Origin of the sequence: Mycobacterium sp. ST-F2 (genome assembly GCF_001905655.1) — a bacterium.
Taxonomy (GTDB): Bacteria; Actinomycetota; Actinomycetes; order Mycobacteriales; family Mycobacteriaceae; genus Mycobacterium.
Genome location: NZ_JMHT01000023.1, coordinates 48,377 through 64,502 on the forward strand (window position 1 = coordinate 48,377; position 16,126 = coordinate 64,502).

At 68.7% G+C, this 16,126-nt stretch carries 20 protein-coding genes; 5 read left to right on the forward strand and 15 right to left on the reverse strand.

Features of this window, described 5'->3' with window-relative positions:
• Positions 1-32 precede the first annotated feature (32 nt).
• Positions 33-809 carry an S-methyl-5'-thioadenosine phosphorylase gene (locus tag EB75_RS10560; RefSeq protein WP_073695357.1) on the reverse strand — a complete coding sequence of 259 codons (777 nt, stop codon included), beginning with the start codon at positions 807-809 and terminating at the stop codon, positions 33-35.
• Between the two features lie 3 nt (positions 810-812).
• A complete protein-coding gene (locus tag EB75_RS10565; protein ID WP_073695358.1) occupies positions 813-1,127 on the reverse strand; it encodes a hypothetical protein in 315 nt (104 codons plus the stop codon).
• 35 nt (positions 1,128-1,162) lie between these two features.
• On the opposite strand from EB75_RS10565, the gene EB75_RS10570 reads away from it, so the two are divergent.
• Entirely contained in the window at positions 1,163-2,035 is an 873-nt protein-coding gene (locus EB75_RS10570; RefSeq protein WP_064858629.1) for a 1,4-dihydroxy-2-naphthoate polyprenyltransferase, read from the forward strand.
• Between the two features lie 13 nt (positions 2,036-2,048).
• On the opposite strand, the gene EB75_RS10575 is transcribed toward EB75_RS10570, so the two are convergent.
• On the reverse strand, positions 2,049-2,339 hold the full coding sequence (locus EB75_RS10575) for a DUF4229 domain-containing protein (protein ID WP_061004043.1): 291 nt from the start codon (positions 2,337-2,339) through the stop codon (positions 2,049-2,051).
• A 76-nt stretch (positions 2,340-2,415) separates the two neighbouring features.
• On the opposite strand from EB75_RS10575, the gene EB75_RS29275 reads away from it, so the two are divergent.
• On the forward strand, positions 2,416-2,559 hold the full coding sequence (locus EB75_RS29275; RefSeq protein WP_165605505.1) for a hypothetical protein: 144 nt from the start codon (positions 2,416-2,418) through the stop codon (positions 2,557-2,559).
• Between the two features lie 7 nt (positions 2,560-2,566).
• On the opposite strand, the gene EB75_RS10580 is transcribed toward EB75_RS29275, so the two are convergent.
• From EB75_RS10580 to EB75_RS10620, 9 genes are all read right to left on the reverse strand, one after another.
• A complete protein-coding gene (locus EB75_RS10580) occupies positions 2,567-3,628 on the reverse strand; it encodes a nucleotide-binding protein (protein WP_073695412.1) in 1,062 nt (353 codons plus the stop codon).
• Between the two features lie 28 nt (positions 3,629-3,656).
• On the reverse strand, positions 3,657-4,619 hold the full coding sequence (gene ccsB, locus EB75_RS10585) for a c-type cytochrome biogenesis protein CcsB (RefSeq protein ID WP_061004047.1): 963 nt from the start codon (positions 4,617-4,619) through the stop codon (positions 3,657-3,659).
• Entirely contained in the window at positions 4,616-6,163 is a 1,548-nt protein-coding gene (gene resB / locus EB75_RS10590; RefSeq protein ID WP_073695360.1) for a cytochrome c biogenesis protein ResB, read from the reverse strand. Before resB ends, ccsB begins: the two co-directional genes overlap by 4 nt.
• On the reverse strand, positions 6,163-6,933 hold the full coding sequence (locus tag EB75_RS10595; protein WP_073695361.1) for a cytochrome c biogenesis CcdA family protein: 771 nt from the start codon (positions 6,931-6,933) through the stop codon (positions 6,163-6,165). Before EB75_RS10595 ends, resB begins: the two co-directional genes overlap by 1 nt.
• Positions 6,930-7,508 carry a TlpA disulfide reductase family protein gene (locus tag EB75_RS10600; RefSeq protein WP_073695413.1) on the reverse strand — a complete coding sequence of 193 codons (579 nt, stop codon included), beginning with the start codon at positions 7,506-7,508 and terminating at the stop codon, positions 6,930-6,932. Before EB75_RS10600 ends, EB75_RS10595 begins: the two co-directional genes overlap by 4 nt.
• Positions 7,509-7,537: 29 nt before the next feature.
• Positions 7,538-8,146, reverse strand: coding sequence for a histidine phosphatase family protein (locus tag EB75_RS10605; protein ID WP_073695362.1), 609 nt, complete (start codon positions 8,144-8,146; stop codon positions 7,538-7,540).
• Positions 8,143-9,447 carry a glutamate-1-semialdehyde 2,1-aminomutase gene (gene hemL, locus EB75_RS10610; RefSeq protein ID WP_073695363.1) on the reverse strand — a complete coding sequence of 435 codons (1,305 nt, stop codon included), beginning with the start codon at positions 9,445-9,447 and terminating at the stop codon, positions 8,143-8,145. Before hemL ends, EB75_RS10605 begins: the two co-directional genes overlap by 4 nt.
• 393 nt (positions 9,448-9,840) lie before the next feature.
• Positions 9,841-10,227 carry a pyridoxamine 5'-phosphate oxidase family protein gene (locus tag EB75_RS10615; RefSeq protein WP_073695364.1) on the reverse strand — a complete coding sequence of 129 codons (387 nt, stop codon included), beginning with the start codon at positions 10,225-10,227 and terminating at the stop codon, positions 9,841-9,843.
• 16 nt (positions 10,228-10,243) lie between these two features.
• Positions 10,244-11,572: an aspartate aminotransferase family protein gene (locus EB75_RS10620; RefSeq protein WP_064858637.1), complete on the reverse strand. Its 1,329-nt coding sequence runs from the start codon at positions 11,570-11,572 to the stop codon at positions 10,244-10,246.
• Between the two features lie 127 nt (positions 11,573-11,699).
• On the opposite strand from EB75_RS10620, the gene EB75_RS10625 reads away from it, so the two are divergent.
• A complete protein-coding gene (locus tag EB75_RS10625) occupies positions 11,700-12,080 on the forward strand; it encodes a nitroreductase family deazaflavin-dependent oxidoreductase (RefSeq protein WP_073695414.1) in 381 nt (126 codons plus the stop codon).
• On the opposite strand, the gene EB75_RS10630 is transcribed toward EB75_RS10625, so the two are convergent.
• A complete protein-coding gene (locus EB75_RS10630; protein WP_064858689.1) occupies positions 12,077-12,463 on the reverse strand; it encodes a carboxymuconolactone decarboxylase family protein in 387 nt (128 codons plus the stop codon). The genes EB75_RS10625 and EB75_RS10630 overlap by 4 nt on opposite strands.
• Before the next feature lie 155 nt (positions 12,464-12,618).
• On the opposite strand from EB75_RS10630, the gene EB75_RS10635 reads away from it, so the two are divergent.
• Positions 12,619-12,960 (forward strand): DUF485 domain-containing protein, encoded by a 342-nt coding sequence (locus EB75_RS10635; RefSeq protein ID WP_073695365.1) that lies wholly within the window; start codon positions 12,619-12,621, stop codon positions 12,958-12,960.
• A complete protein-coding gene (locus EB75_RS10640; protein ID WP_073695366.1) occupies positions 12,960-14,591 on the forward strand; it encodes a monocarboxylic acid transporter in 1,632 nt (543 codons plus the stop codon). The genes EB75_RS10635 and EB75_RS10640 overlap by 1 nt, the downstream gene beginning before the upstream one ends.
• 7 nt (positions 14,592-14,598) lie before the next feature.
• Here the strand turns inward: EB75_RS10640 and EB75_RS10645 are convergent, their stop codons facing one another.
• Together EB75_RS10645 and EB75_RS10650 are read right to left on the reverse strand one after the other, a co-directional pair.
• The gene (locus tag EB75_RS10645) at positions 14,599-15,216 is read right to left on the reverse strand and encodes a TetR/AcrR family transcriptional regulator (RefSeq protein WP_073695367.1); all 618 of its coding nucleotides are present in this window, start codon (positions 15,214-15,216) and stop codon (positions 14,599-14,601) included.
• Positions 15,200-16,087, reverse strand: coding sequence for an oxygenase MpaB family protein (locus tag EB75_RS10650; protein ID WP_073695368.1), 888 nt, complete (start codon positions 16,085-16,087; stop codon positions 15,200-15,202). The genes EB75_RS10645 and EB75_RS10650 overlap by 17 nt, the downstream gene beginning before the upstream one ends.
• Positions 16,088-16,126 lie beyond the last annotated feature (39 nt).

Sequence of the window (16,126 nt, forward strand, 5' to 3'; positions counted from 1 at the left end):
CCCGACTTGACGGGTGTCAAGAGCTGGTCCGATCAGGGCAGTTCAAACGGCAGCGTCACCCCGGTATGGGCGAGACAGTGGGTGCACGTCCGGTCGGCCGGGACGGTCGAAAGGGCCTGCTGCACCAGCGCCTTGAACATCGGGGTGTTCCGCTCGAACTCCGCGAACACGTCGACCGTGGTGACGCCGGCCCCCGCCTCGACGCCCGCATCCAGATCGGTCACCAAAGCGATTGCCGCATAACATATCTCGAGTTCACGGGCCAGCACCGCCTCGGGGTAGCCGGTCATGTTCACCAACGTGAACCCCTGGGTCGCGAACCACTGGCTCTCGGCGCGGGTGGAGAAGCGCGGCCCCTGGATGACCACCATGGTGCCGCCGTCGACGACGCCCGGCTGCCCGACCGCCACGGCGCGCAGTGTCGGACAGTACGGATCGGCGAAGCCGACGTGGATGCCGCCGGCGTCGAAGTAGGTGTCCTCGCGGCCACGGGTGCGGTCCACCAACTGGTCAGGCACGACCACCGCACCGGGGCCCAGGTCCGTCGTCAGGCTGCCGACGGCACACGGCGCGAAAATCCGCCGCACCCCGAGCTTGCGCAGCGCCCACATGTTGGCCCGGTACGGCACCGTGTGTGGCGAGTACTCGTGCTTCAGCCCGTGCCGCGGCAGGAACGCCACCTCGTGCCCGCCGACGGCCCCGATGGTGATCGGCGCACTCGGCGTGCCGTAAGGCGTGTCGACGCTGACGGTGCGCGCGTCGTCCCCGAAGAACGTGTAGAAGCCGCTACCGCCGATGACTCCCAGCATCCGTTATTCGGCGTCGGTCTTGGGGGCTTCCGCTGCCTCCGGTGTCACGGCCGTGACGGGCGTCGGGGCGGGCACGTCCGCGTCCGCCTCGTCGGTGTCCTCGACGTCCTCCTCGTCCAGTTCCAGCTCCGCGCGGGCGCGCCGGGCGCTGTCGCGGATCTCGAATGCGTCGGTGGCCAGGGAGCCGATGGAGCTCGCCACGTCCTTGACGGCGGTGACGACGATGTTCATGACCTCGCCGACCGTGCCTGCGACGGCTTCGACGGATTCCTGCACGACGTCTTTGCGAATCTCGTTCTTGCTGAGCCGATCCTTCATGCCGATAAGTGTAGGGGCGTGGGACGATTGCGCGCGTGGCCAGTCTTTCGCAGTGGATAGAGGGCGCCCGACCGCGGACCCTCCCGAATGCCGTCGCCCCCGTGCTGGCAGGCACCGGTGCCGCCGCCTGGGTCGGCGGTGAGGTGTGGTGGAAAGCGGCTCTGGCCCTTGTGGTTTCGATCTCGCTGATCATCGGTGTCAACTACGCCAACGACTACTCCGACGGCATCCGCGGCACCGATGACGACCGGTCCGGGCCGGTCCGGCTGGTCGGCGCCAAGTTGGCGTCACCGCAGGCGGTGCTGGCGGCGGCCGTGATCAGCCTGTCGATCGGCGCGGGTGCCGGCCTGGCGCTGGCCCTGGTGAGTCAGCCGTGGCTGATCGCCGTCGGCGCGGCGTGCATCGCCGGCGCCTGGCTGTACACCGGTGGTACCAACCCCTACGGCTATCGCGGGCTCGGCGAGGTCGCGGTGTTCGTGTTCTTCGGGCTGGTCGCCGTGCTGGGCACGCAGTACACGCAGGCGCTGCGGGTCGACTGGGTGGGACTCGTGCTCGCCATCGCGATCGGGTCGTTGTCGTCGGCGGTGCTGGTGGCCAACAACCTGCGCGACATCCCGACCGACCAGCTGTCGGGCAAGATCACGCTCGCGGTGCGGCTCGGCGATGCCCGCACCCGGCAGTTGTTCCAGGTGCTGACGCTGCTGCCGTTCGTGCTGACGGCGGTCCTGACGCTCGCGACTCCCTGGTGCCTGGTCGGCTTCGCGGCGGCGCCGCTGGCGGTCCGCGCGGCCAAGCCGGTGCGATCCGGCCTGGGCGGCCGCGAGCTGATCCCCGTGCTCAAGGACACCGGGCTGACGATGCTGGTGTGGGCCGCCCTGATCACCGCGGTGCTGGTGATCACGCACTAGCGCCGCGGCGGCGTCAGTCGCCCGAGGAGTCCTCGCCGTGCAAGCGGGACCGCAGCTGCTCGCGCTCGGCGCGACGGCGCTCGTCGACGGCGGCGATCCCGGCGGTGGCCCGGCGGCGCAGCGGCGCGAAGAGCCAGATGCCCAGCGGCATGCCGAGAACCAGCGCGAACAGCAGCGCCACCATGGCCGGGAAATCACGGATGCCCAGCAACGCGACGACACCGAAGATCGCGCCGGCAATCGCCGCTACCAGCAGCAGGCGGGCGAGCGCGTACAGAAAAACGTCGAGCAGCAAACGTGGCATGGACGGGGTGGCGGGCGCATCAGACACCGCACGAGTTTACCGACGGACGCGTATATTCGAATAAAGGAGGTTTTACGTGCAGTTCCTGCTCCTGATCACGCTGCTGGCGCTGTTGGCCTACGTCGGCTGGCGCGCCACCCGCGCCACCGCCGGGCGCCCGACCACGCGCGTCATCGGCCCGGACGACGATCCGGAATTCCTGCGTCGCCTCGGTTCCTAGCGACGCTCTACAGCGACAGCGGAAATCCGTCGGCGACTGCCACGGCCAATTCCAGCAACGCATCCCTGGTGTCCGGCCGGAGCCGGTCCAGACTGACCTCGGCCCCCTCTTCCAGGTGCGGATCGAACGGCACCACCTGCACTGCCCGGCACCGGCGGCCGAAGTGGTCGACCACCTTGCGCAGATCGACCTTGCCGGAGCGCGGCCGCACCGCGTTGACCACCGCGACGGCGTTGCGCACCAGCTCCTGATGACCGTGGGCATCGAGCCAGTCGAGCGTCGCCGCGGCGCTGCGGGCCCCGTCGACCGAGCCTGAACTGATCACGACGAGCACGTCGGCGTGCGCGAGCACCGCGCCCATCGCCGAGTGCAGCATGCCGGTGCCGCAGTCCGTGAGCACCAGGCGGTAGTACGGCTGCAGCACCGCCAGCGTGCGGGCGTAGTCCTGCGAGCTGAACGCCTCCGACACCGCCGGGTCGCTCTCCGACGCCAGCACCTCGAGCTGGCTCTCACCGCGCGAGGTGTAGTTGCGGACGTCGCTGTAGCTTGAGATGCCCTCGGCGTCGCGCAGCAGATGGCGGACGGTCGCCGGCGTCTCCAGCGGCACCTTCTGGCTGAGCGTGCCGCGGTCCGGGTTCGCGTCCACCGCGATGACCCGGTCGCCGCGGATCGACGCGAACGTCGCACCCAGCGTCGCGGTGATGGTCGTCTTACCCACGCCGCCCTTCAGGGACAGCACCGCGATCCGGTAGCAGTCCCGCAGCGGGCGGTTGATCTGCGCCGTCAGCCGGGCGCGGTGCAGGGTCTGGGGACTGTCGCCGGGGTTGAGCAGCGTGCCCGTCGCGTAGTACAGCGCCTTGCGCCAGCCGGACGACGGCGCACGGCTCGGCCGGCTCAGCAGCGCGACCGTGGCAGGGTCCAGACTCCGCGGCTTCGCGGGCGTCGGCGCCACGACAGGCGTCACCGCATGCGCGATGACGATGCGGGCCTCCGGCGCCGCGGTGGGCGTCGCGGCAGCGACGGGATCGGCCGGGTCCTTGAACCGGCCCTGGGCGCGGAAAGAAGTCATGGTCACCCGCGGTATCTGATCTGTCGGCTCAGCCGACGCCGGCGTACGAGTGCAGGCCGACCGTCACCAGGTTGATGAAGAACAGGTTGAACACCATCGCCACGAAGCCGACGACGTTGATCCATGCCGCCTTCTTGTCACGCCAGCCCGCGGTGGACCGGGCGTGCAGGTACGCGGCGTAGACGACCCAGGCGACGAACGACACCGTCTCCTTGGGGTCCCAGCCCCAGTAGCGGCCCCACGCCTCCTCGGCCCAGATGGCGCCGAAGATGACGCCGAACCCGAAGATCGGGAACGCGAAGATCGTGGTGCGGTAGGCGATGCGGTCCAGGGTCTGGGCATCGGGCAGGCGCTGGATCATGCGACCAAAGCCGTTGTCCTGCACGGCCAGCGGCGACATCTTCAGCAGGAACAGGATGCTGGCGACGCCGGCGACCAGGAACACGCCGGAACCGATGCTGACCACCGAGACGTGGATGGGCAGCCAGTACGACTGCAGCGCGGGCATCACGGGCGCGGCGTTGGTGTACAGCCACTTCCCCGACACCGACAGCAGGATCAGCTCGGGCACCAGCACGAAAACCCACAGCGCGCGGAACTGCGGCTTGCGCAGGACGACTGCCGCCGCGATCAGCCCGCAGAAGCTGGTCAGGTTGATGAACTCGTACATGTTGCCCCACGGCACGCGCGTGGTGGCCAGGCCGCGCAGCACGATGCACGCGAACAGCATCGCGATGCCGACGTACACGAGGGCCAGGCCGACCCGGCCGATGCGCTCGTCGGCCGTGCGCGTCGGGTCGTCGATCACGACGCCCGGCGTCATGCTGTCGGCGCCCACCCCGACCAGTTCCCGACTCTCGACCTTGCGGCCCCGGCTGTACGCCAACTCGACCGCGAGCAGCAGCAGGGCACCGACCAGCACCACGACCGACGTGGTGAAGGCCCAGTCCGAGTACCGGGCCAGGTCGATGTCGATGTGCTCTGTATTCATCGCTTGTCCTCAATCAACCGCTCAGTGAGCTTCTCGAACTCGTCGCCCCACCCCGAGTTGTCCGTGCGGGCCAGGCCGCCGAGCTCGACGTCGACGGTACCCGGCCCGGCCGACACGATCCGAATCCAAATGCGGCGGCGGCGCACCACCAACGACACCAGCAGCCCCGCCATCATCGTCAGCGCGAACACCAGCACCCACACCTGCGCCGGGTCGTGCGACACCTGCACGTTGATGAACGGCACGGCGCCGTCGAACTTGATGACGGTGCCGTCGTCCAGCTTGGTCTGCTCGCCGGCCTTGAGGTTGACGCGCGCCTGCTTGGTGAGCCGCTTCTGCTCGATGAGGCTGGGGTCCAGCGAGAACAATGACTGCGGCTTACCGCTGTCCAGGCCGCTGTCGCCGCGGTAGATGTCGATGGCCACCGCGGGCGCGTTCATCGCCGGGAAGCTCGAGGACAGCAGCTTGCCGTCGAGCTCGGCGGTCGGGGCGAACAGCCCCTGGATGGCGATCTGATGCTTGCGCCGCTCGCGGTCGTCGGGGTAGCTGCCGCCCGGCGGGTCGATGCGCGCGACGCCCGAGGACAGCAGTGTCAGCGCGTTCTCGGGCTTCCACTGCACTGTCGACGTGCGGGTCTGGCCGTTCGGGAACGTGACGGTGAAGGTCGGCGCGTAGCCGTGCCCCTGCAGGTAGATGCGTTCGCCGCCGATCCGCAGCGGGTGGTTGACCTCCAGCCGGTACGGCCGCCAGGTGCCGCTGACCAGGTCGGCGCCCTCCTGGTAGTCGATGTTCGCCGCGAAGGCCGTGGCCTGCCCGCTGGGCAGGTACCGGGCGTCGAAGTCGTGTACGCGCAGGCAGCTGGGGTGCAGCGACGTGCCGTCGACGACGTTGCCGGCACGGAACGAGTCGAACGCGGCCGGCGACGCCGAGCAGAACCCGGGCCCGCCGTCGGCGATGACGATGACGTTGCCCTCGTAACCGAACATCTTGCCGAACGCGATGGCCACCAGCAGGCCCAGCAGCGAGAAGTGGAAGACGATGTTGCCGAACTCGCGCAGGTAGCCCTTCTCTGCCGAAATCTCGCGCGCGCCGTCGTCCAGTGTGCGGGTGGTCTGGCGCCAGCCCTTGAGCCGGGCGGCCATCCGGTCGGCGACGGCGTCGGGCTCGCCGGGGACGGCGGCTTCGGCGTGCTTGGGCAGCCGTGCCAGGTTCCGCGGCGCGGGTACCGGCACGGCGCGCAGGCTGCGGACGTGCTCGATCATGCGCGGCGTCAGACAGCCCACGAGCGAGATGAACAGCAGCACGTAGATCGAGGTGAACCAGAAGCTCGAGAACACCGAGAACGCCTGCACCTTGTCGAGCCACGGCCCGATCGTCGGATGCTGCGCCAGGTACTCGTCGACCTTGCCGGCGTTGAGCGAACGCTGCGGCAGCAGCGCGCCCGGGATGGCGCCAAGCGCCAGCAGGAACAGCAGCACCAGCGCGGTGCCCATCGACGTCAGCGTCCGCCAGGTGTTGCGGAACAGCGCGAAAACCCGTGCCATCAGATCGGGAGCCTCACGTTGCTGACGAAGGCGTCGCGCACCCACGAGGTGAAGTCGTTCCACACGCCCGTGACGAGCGCGGTGCCGACGACGATCAGCAGCAGACCGCCGAAAATCTGGATGGCGCGGGTGTGCCGGCGCAGCCAGCCCAGGCCCTGCACCGCGCGGGCCGACCCGAAGGCCAACAGCACGAACGGAATTCCGAGACCCAGGCAGTACGCGATCACCAGCGCGACGCCGCGGGCGACGCTGGCGCCGTCACTGGCCGAGGCCACCGCGATGACGCCGGTGAGCGTCGGGCCCAGGCACGGCGTCCACCCCAGCCCGAACACCGCACCCAGCAAGGGCGCGCCGACGACCGTCGACACCTGGCGCGGCGTGAACCGCACCTGACGCTGCAACGCCGGCACCAGTCCGATGAACACCAGGCCCATCAGCACCGTGATGACGCCGCCGATGCGTTGCAGCAGAAGCTGATTGGCGATGAGCGTCGTGGTCAGGCCGAGCACCGCGACCGCGCCCATGAGGAACACCGCGGTGAAGCCCGCGACGAACAGCGCCGCGGCGCCGGCCACACGCCAGCGCGCGGTACGCACTTTTGTTGTCCCCTCAGCGTCATCCACACCGACCACCGCAGCCAGATACGACAGGTACCCGGGGACCAGCGGCACCACGCACGGCGAGGCGAACGACACCAGTCCGGCCAGCACGCTCACCCCGAGCGCCACCAACAGCGGTCCGGCGGCTGCGGTTTCGGCGAATCCGGTCATGCCTTGCCCTCTTTGGCGAGCCGCTCGACGACGGGCTTGAGGTCCTCGGCCAGCAGTTCCCGCAGGAACACCGCGGCCACCCGGTGCTGACGGTCGAGCACCAGCGTCGACGGGATGACCGTCGTCGGGTACTTGCCGCCGAACGCGATCATGGTGCGCATCGCCGGGTCGTAGATGGACGGGAACGTCACCTTGTGGTCGACGACGAAGTCAACGGCGGCCTGCCGGTTGTTGTCGCGCACGTCGATGCCGAGGAACGCGACGCCCTGCGCCTTGGTCTGCTCGTACACCTTCTCCAGCTCGGCGATCTCCGAGCGGCACGGGCCACACCACTGACCCCACACGTTGATCACCACGACCTGGCTGGAAAAGTCTTCCAGGGACAAGGTTTTCGACGGATCCGTGAGCGACGGACCGCGCACCGCACCCGGCTTGCCGCGGTTCGCCGGCGGGTCGTAGAAGATGTCGGTCTTGCCGCCCGGCGCCACGAACTCGAAGGTGCCGCCCTGCGCGACGGCGTCGTCACCGGTGGAGCAGCCGACGAGCAGCACGGCCGTCGTCAGGACGGCCGCCATCACTGCCCCGGCACGGGCCACCAGCGAAGTCACTGTCCGGCCAGCTCCGAATATCCCCAGCCGACCATCTGGTCGCCATGGAAGTAGAACGACGTCACCGACGCCAGGTTGCACATCCGCTTGGTCGGGAAGTGGTGCAGGTTCTTGCCGAGCATCGCGCGGCGCAGCGTCTCCACCGGCAGCTGATGGCTGACGCACACCGCCTCGTGCCCCATGCCCTTGATCCGGGCGCGGTCCACCGCGGCCGTCATGCGCGCCGCGATGTGCTTGTACGGCTCGCCCCACGACGGGGTCTTGGGGTCGCGCAGGTGCCACCAGTTCCGCGGGTCGCGCAGGGCACCGTCACCCGGCGAGACGCGCTGTCCCTCAAACACATTCGTCGACTCGATGAGCTCGGGATCGGTGTCGATGGGCAGTCCGTGCCGGGCCGCGATGGGCGTCGCCGTCTCCTGCGCGCGCTCCAGCGGCGAAGCAACGACGTAGACGATGTCGCGCTCGGCCAGCCAGCCGGCGACCGCCGCGGCCTGTGCCTGCCCACGCTCGGACAGATGAAAATTGGGCTTGCGGCCGTAGAGGATCTTGTCCGGGTTGTGGACCTCGCCGTGCCGCATCACGTGCACGATCGTCTTGTCGGTCATGCGGGCTCCTGAGCTTGGGCGGCGGCCTGCGCGGCAGGGGGCAGCGCGTCGGCGATCCGGTCGAACGCAGCGTCGTCGAGTGCGGCCGAGACGAACCAGGTTTCGAAGGCACTGCACGGCGGGTAGATCCCGGCGTCGAGCAGGGCGTGGAAGAACGCCGGGTAGCGCCAGGTCTCGGTCGCCTTGGCGGATGCGAAGTCGGTGACGGGCGCGTCGCCGAAGAACACCGTCAGGAAGTTTCCGGCACGCGAAATCCGGTGCGCCACAGAGGCTTCGGTGAGCGCGTCGGACAGCAGCCCGGACAGCCGGTCGGCGTTGGCATCGAGGGCACGGTAGACGGCGTCGTCGGCGGCGCGCAGCGTGGCCAGGCCCGCGGCCATAGCGACCGGGTTCCCCGCCAGCGTCCCGGCCTGGTAAACGGGGCCCAGCGGGGCGAGGCGTTCCATCACCTCGGCGCGGCCACCGAACGCGGCGGCCGGCAGGCCACCGCTCATCACCTTGCCGAACGTGAACAGGTCGGCGGCGACGGGATCGAGTCCGTACCAGCCGCCACGGCTGACGCGGAAGCCCGTCATCACCTCGTCGATGATGAGCAGCGCGCCGTGCTCGGCGGTGATCTGCCGCAGCGCGGCGTTGTAGCCCGCGGCCGGCGGGACGGTGCCCATGTTGCCGGGGCTGGCCTCGGTGATGACGCAGGCGATCTGGTCACCGGCCGCGGCGAAGGCCTGGCGCACCGCCTCGACGTCGTTGTACGGCAGCACGATGGTGTCGGCGGCGGCCGCCCCGGTGACGCCCGGCGACGACGGCAGCCCCAGCGTCGCGATGCCGGAGCCGGCGTCGGCCAGCAGGGCGTCGCTGTGGCCGTGGTAGCAGCCGGAGAACTTGATGATCTTGGGCCGGCCGGTGAAGCCGCGGGCCAGCCGGATGGCACTCATGGTGGCCTCGGTGCCCGAGTTCACGAAGCGGATGCGCTCGACGGGCGCGACCCGGTCGATGATCTCGCGCGCCAGCTCGGTCTCGGCGGGCGTCGGGGCGCCGAACGACAGGCCGTTGACGGCCGTGGTCTGCACCGCTTCGACGACGGCCGGGTGGGCGTGGCCCAGGATCATCGGCCCCCACGAGCACACCAGGTCGACGTACCGGTTGCCGTCGGCGTCGGTCAGCCAGTAGCCATTGGCCGAGGTGATGAAGCGAGGGGTACCGCCGACCGAGCTGAAGGCCCGCACAGGCGAGTTGACCCCGCCGGGGATCACGGTCGACGCGTCGGCGAACAGTTTCGCGGAGACGTCGGTAGAGCGCATGGCCACCAGTGTCCCAGCCGCGCGCGAATGGACCAACTACAGGGTGTAGGAGCTGGCTCACGTTGGCGTGGGTCCGCGGCCGGTGACAGCCGAGATGGGCGAAATGGTCGCTCGACAGGACGCCCGAGCAGCCAATTGGTCAATGTCGACAGCGGGCAACCCACGGGCTACCCCACCAGCCACACGGGCCACTCCTGTGAGGCTCTCCCCCGACACCTTTCGCCCGGAGCCGTCAACTTTCCTTGACGTCAAGGAAAGTTGACGGGCTGAGATCGCACGTGTCATCAGAGATACGACACGCCTGAGCCGACACGCCGACGTCTCCCCCAACGTGCCGCCAGAGCGCCAGAACAGCCGGGAAGGCGATCTGTGTGCACCGTCGCGGTACGTCCGCTAGTTCTGCGGCGTCAGCTTGAAGACCGGGTGGTCGGCGTCGTCGGGCAGCTCGCGCCAGTACTGCTCGACGACCTTGCCCGCCAGCGGCCGGTACGCCGCGATGATCGGCGCCCGGTCCGCCACCGGTACCTCACTGGCCAGGTAGTTCTTCTTGCCGAGCGCCACCACCGGGTTCTCCCGGACGTTCTTCACCCACGCCGACTCGCCACGCGTCGACACCAGGTACTTCACCCCAGCCACCTCCGGCACGACGACCGGGATGCGCTGTGGCACATGGTTCGAGCTTCGGGTGACCGTCAGGGTCTGGCTGCCACCGATACCGGTCAGCCGCGCGATCGGGTTGAAGACATGGACGACGAACCACGGCGGCTTGAGGTAGGCCATGCGCCAAAGCGTATGGCTATACCGCGCTCAGCGCATCGTCCAGAATGTCCAGCCCGCGCTTGGCGTCGTCGATGCTGATGTTGCACGGCGGCACCAGGTGGAAGCGGTTGTAGTTCATGAACAGCAACAGGCCGTTCTGCTTGGCCCGCGCGTTGATGGCACCCATCTCGGGCGACGAACCGCCGTACGGCGCCAGCGGCTCCTTGGTGGCGCGGTCCTTGACCAGTTCGACGGCCCAGAACACGCCCAGACCGCGGACGTCACCGATGATGTCGTGCTTGTCGGCCAGCGCCGCCAGGCCCGGACCGAACACGTCGGTGCCGATCAGCTCGGCGTTCTCGACGATCTTCTCGTCGTGCATCGCCGTGATGGTCGCGACGGACGCCGCACACGCCAGCGGGTGGCCCGAGTAGGTGAGGCCGCCGCCGTACGGCTGGTCCAGGAAGCGCTCGAGGATCTTGTCGCTGACGATGACGCCGCCGAGCGGGACGTAGCCGGAGTTGACGCCCTTGGCGAACGTGATGAGGTCCGGGGTGACGTTGTAGTTGTCGAGCGCGAACCACTTGCCGGTGCGGCCGAAACCGGCCATGACCTCGTCGAGGATCATCACGATGCCGTACTGGTCGCACAGCTCGCGCACGCCCTGCAGGTAGCCGGGCGGCGGCGGCATGATGCCGACGGTGCCGGGCACCGACTCGAGGATGATCGCGGCGAACGCGCTCGGGCCTTCGAACTCGATGACCGACCGCAGGTGCGCCAGGGCGCGCTCGGACTCTTCCTCCTGCGTCAGCGAATTGAACTGGCTGCGGTACAGGAACGGGCCGAAGAAGTGCGTGGTGCCCTCGGTGCCGTAGTCGTTGCCCCAGCGGCGGACGTCGCCGGTGAGGTTGACCGTCAGCGCGGTGCCGCCGTGGTAGCTGCGGTAGGTCGACAACGTCTTGTAGCGGCCGGTGTACACGCGGGCCATGCGGATGGCGTGCTCGACGGCGTCGGCGCCACCGTTGGTGAAGAACACCCGGTTGAAGCCCTCGGGGGCGACCTGGCAGATCAGGTCGGCGGCCGTGGCGCGGGCCTCGTTGGCATGCTGCGGCGCGATGGTGCACAGCTTGGCGGCCTGCTCGGCGATGGCGGCGACGACCTTGGGGTGCTGGTGGCCGATGTTGGTGTAGACGAGCTGGCTCGAGAAGTCGAGGAGACGGTTGCCGTCACCGTCGATGAGGTAGCTACCCTCGGCGCCGGTGAAAACCATCGGGTCGAGCTTCCCCTGGGCCGACCACGAGTGGAATACGCGGCTGCGCTCCAGGTCATAGATCCGGCGGGCGTCAGCGTTGGCGGGCGCAGGCATGCATTCCTCCTCGGAGATGAATCAGCGGGTTACGGGCTGGTGTGCGACACAGCGTCGTCGCCGCTACCGGTCGGTAACTTTACTCGCTTCCCTGGCCGCCCCAACCACGATGGCGCACGATGGGGACATGCAGATTCCGCAGTCGGTCGCCCGGTTCAACCGTCGAGTCACCAACCCCATCCAACGGCTGTGGGCCGGCCGCGCGCCGACGTTCGTCATCCTCGAGCACGTCGGGCGCAAGTCCCGCAAGACGTTCCGCACGCCGCTCACGGTGTTCACCACCGCCGACGGCTTCGCCATCCTGCTGACCTACGGCCCCGACCGCGACTGGCTCAAGAACATCACGAAGTCCGGCGGCGGCAAGCTCACCCGGCGCGGCCAGACTTACGACGTCGTCGACCCGCGGGTGGTGAGCAAGGAAGAAGCGGCCCCGCTCGTCACCGGAGCGCTACGTAAGGTGTTCCCGCGCTTGCCTTTCGAGCAGGCGGTGCTGTTGCGCCGGGCCTAGCGCGTTTCGTCCAGTACCTGCTGCACCACGCGCATCGCGCTCAGCGCCGCGGGCGCGCCGCAGTAGCCCGTGGCGTGGATGATCGCCTCGACGATCTCCTCGCGGGTGAGGCCGTTGTTGAGGCCGCCCCGCACGTGGCCGGCGAGTTCCTCGTGGGCGCGCAGCGCGGTCAGCATGCCGAGGTTGAGCAGGCTGCGGTCGCGGCGGCTCAGCCCCGGCCGGTTCCACACCGCGTCCCAGACGTGCTCGGTGACGAAGCGCTGGATCGGCTCCGACTCGGTGCCGCTGGTGCGGGCCAGCGCGCGGTCGACGAACTCGTCGCCCATCACCTGGCGGCGGGTGGTGATCCCGGCGTCGAACGCCGAACCTGGCTCGCTGGTCATCCCTGAGTCCTTCTCTCGATGTGGCTGCCGCCGACCGTAGCGCAGCACTCCGAGGCCGAATTCGGTGAACACAACGCGATACCGGTCGCGGGTGACCCAGCTCTCAATTAGGTTCATGCCCGATTCACCTCACAGCCAACTGCCAGGAGCCATCGGTGCCCGAAACCGACCGTCCCGAGAGGGTTGCCCCCACCGGGGAGCAGTTCCTCGCCATGCAAGCCAGCCCCGAGTTCCAGGAATTGCGAACCAGGCTGCGCCGCTTCGTGTTTCCGATGACCGCGTTCTTCCTGGTGTGGTACGGCCTCTACGTCGCACTCGGGGCCTTCGCCCATGACTTCATGGCCATCCGGGTGTTCGGCAACATCAACGTCGGACTGTTGATCGGATTGGGCCAGTTCCTGACGACGTTCGTCATCACCGGGCTGTACGTGCGTTTCGCCAACCGCGAGCTCGACCCGCGGGCCAGCGCCATCCGTGACGAGCTCGAGGGCGCCTGATGCACACCACCGTTCTCGCCGCCGCGACCGTCGGCAACCCCGTCGCCAACATCGGCATCTTCAGTGTGTTCGTCATCGTGACGATGGTCGTGGTCATCAAGGCCAGCAAGCGCAACGCCACCGCCGACGAGTTCTTCACCGGCGGCCGCGGTTTCTCCGGTCCGCAGAACGGCATCGCCATCGCCGGCGACTACCTGTCGGCCGCGAGCTTCCTCGGCATTGCCGGAGCCATCGCCGTCTACGGCTATGACGGCTTCCTGTACTCCATCGGCTTCCTGGTCGCCTGGCTGGTGGCGTTGCTGCTCGTGGCCGAATTGCTGCGCAACACAGGCAGATTCACCATGGCCGACGTACTGAGCTTCCGACTCAAGCAGCGCCCGGTCCGGCTGGCGGCGGCCACCTCGACGCTGACGGTGTCGCTGTTCTACCTGCTGGCCCAGATGGCCGGGGCGGGCGGTCTCGTCGCCCTGCTGCTCGACGTGAAGAGCCGCGGCGGCCAGTCGATCGTCATCGCCGTCGTCGGCGTCCTGATGATCGTCTACGTGCTGGTCGGCGGCATGAAGGGCACCACGTGGGTGCAGATCATCAAAGCCGTGCTGCTGATCACGGGCGCCGCGCTGATGACGGTCATGGTGCTCGGCAAGTTCGGGTTCAACTTCTCCGACATCCTCGGATCGGCGCAGTCCGCGATCTCGCACGCCACCACCAAGGGCGTGTCGAGCCGCGACGTCCTGGCCCCGGGCGCACAGTACGGCGGTTCGCTCACCTCGAAGATCAACTTCGTGTCGCTGGCCCTGGCGCTGGTGCTGGGCACCGCGGGCCTGCCGCACGTGCTGATGCGCTTCTACACCGTGCCGACCGCGAAAGAGGCTCGGCGGTCGGTGGTTTGGGCGATCGCGCTGATCGGTGCCTTCTACCTCTTCACGCTGGTGCTCGGGTACGGCGCGGCCGCCCTGGTGGGCCCGGACCGGATCCTCAAGGCGGCCGGTGGAGTGAACTCCGCGGCTCCGCTGCTGGCATTCGAACTGGGCGGCGTGATCCTGCTCGGGGTCATCTCGGCGGTGGCGTTCGCGACGATCCTCGCGGTCGTGGCCGGCCTGACCATCACGGCGTCGGCCTCGTTCGCGCACGACATCTACGCCTCAGTCCTCAAGTCCCACAAGGTGACCGAGGACGAACAGGTGCGGGTATCCCGGATCACCGCGGTCGTGCTCGGCGTGTTCGCGATCGGGCTCGGCATCCTGGCCAACGGTCAGAACGTGGCGTTCCTGGTGGCCCTGGCGTTCGCAGTGGCGGCCGCGGCCAACCTGCCCACGATCCTGTACTCGCTGTACTGGAAGCGGTTCAACACCCGCGGCGCGCTGTGGAGCATGTACGGCGGCCTGATCTCGACCATCGTGCTGATCGTGTTCTCCCCCGCCGTGTCGGGCAGCAAGACGGCGATGATCCCGGGTGCGGACTTCGCGTTCTTCCCGCTGGCCAACCCGGGCATCGTGTCCATCCCGCTGGCGTTCCTGCTCGGCATCATCGGCACACTGACGTCGTCCGACACCGGGGACCCCGAGCGGAGTGCCGAGATGGAGGTGCGGTCGCTGACCGGCGTGGGCGCCGAGAAGCCCGTCGCGCACTAGGTCGCGGTCAGCGCATCGACTCCGCAGCCGGCTTGCCCGCCTGTCCTTGCAGCGCGGGCGGCAGGCTCGGCACGAAATGCCGTGCGGCGAAAGCACGGATCTCCTCGGCGCTGTCGAGCGCCTCGACGCTCGGCAACAGCAGCACCATCGCGGCGTAGCGCAAGATGGTGTCGGCCAGGTCGTTGACGGCCTGCTCGCCGATCCGGTCGGCGAACCCGTCCGGGAAGATGACACGCAACGCCGCCGCCATCCGGCCGACCGCCGCGCCGTAGTGGCGCTGCATGAGTTCGATGACGAGCGCGGGTTCGTCGGTCATCATCCGGTTCAGGACGCGGTGCCGCCGGAACCGCAGGATCGACAGCGTGAACGCCTCGACATACAGATTCGACTGCGGCCCAGCCTCTTTCAGCTCGCGCGCGATGTCGTCGAACAGCACGACGTTCTCGCGCTCGACGACGGCGGCCACCAGCTCGTCGCGGTTCGCGAACCGCCGGTAGATGGTGGTGCGGCTGACGCCGGCCCGGCGCGCCACATCGTCGAGCGCGACGCGGCGGAAGCCGTGCTGCTCGAACTCGACGAGCGCGGCGTCGAGGATCGCGGCCGTCGCGTCAGCGGGCACGCGCATAGCCCTTCTGCGCAAAGCTGTTGTACCGCACCGACATCGGCAACCGGTCCCACACCCAGTTCACCGGCTTGGTGCGCCAGGCAGCGGCGAACAGCTGGTAGGCGCGCTCCTGCCGGTCGGACCAGGGCAGCTCCAGCAGGTCCCGCGCCCGCGGCGGGAGCCCACCGGTGGTCAGGAACGCCGCGACGGGGTTGAACACCACCGCGATGACGCGCCACACCGCCGGGTTGACGGCCTTGGGCGCCGGAAAGCCTTTGGTCACATAGCCGACGCCGTACCGGGCCGTCTTGTGCGGCACCGCGACCTCGTTGATCATCCGGTCCCAGTACTCCTCGAATTCGGCGTAGGTGGCCGGCATGGGCCGGTCACTGACGCCGTAGCGGCGGTACCAGGTCTTGGACTCGAGGTAGATCTGCTCCTTCTCGGCATCGGTCAGCCGCTTGACGAAGGTGTCCGCGAAATAGAGCACCTGCTCGACGAACGTCGCGTGCGCCCAGTAGTAGGTCTCCGGGTCGAGCGCGTGGTAGCGGCTCCCGTCGGGCATGTCGCCTTTGATCTCGCGGTGGAAGTCGCGGACCTGGGTGCCGGTGTTGGCGTCGTCGGTGCCGTAGACGGTGCGGAAGATCGGCGGCAGGGAGCGCTTGATCCGCGCCGAGGTGTCCGCGAAGAACACCGAATGGTCCAGCACACCCTGGCCCAGCTGGGCGAGCATGTTCTGCAGCACCGCCGGCCGCGGGCCGATCAGGTACATCCGGTTGTCGCCGAAGTACTTCCACACCAGCGAGTCCGGCCCCAATGGCAGCGCGTCGGCTTTCCCCGTCGCTCCGCTCGCCCCGTCGACCAGCTCGGACTGTTCCGCAAGTTCGGTCATGCGGAACAGTGTTACAAATTTTGCACTCTGTAACAACTC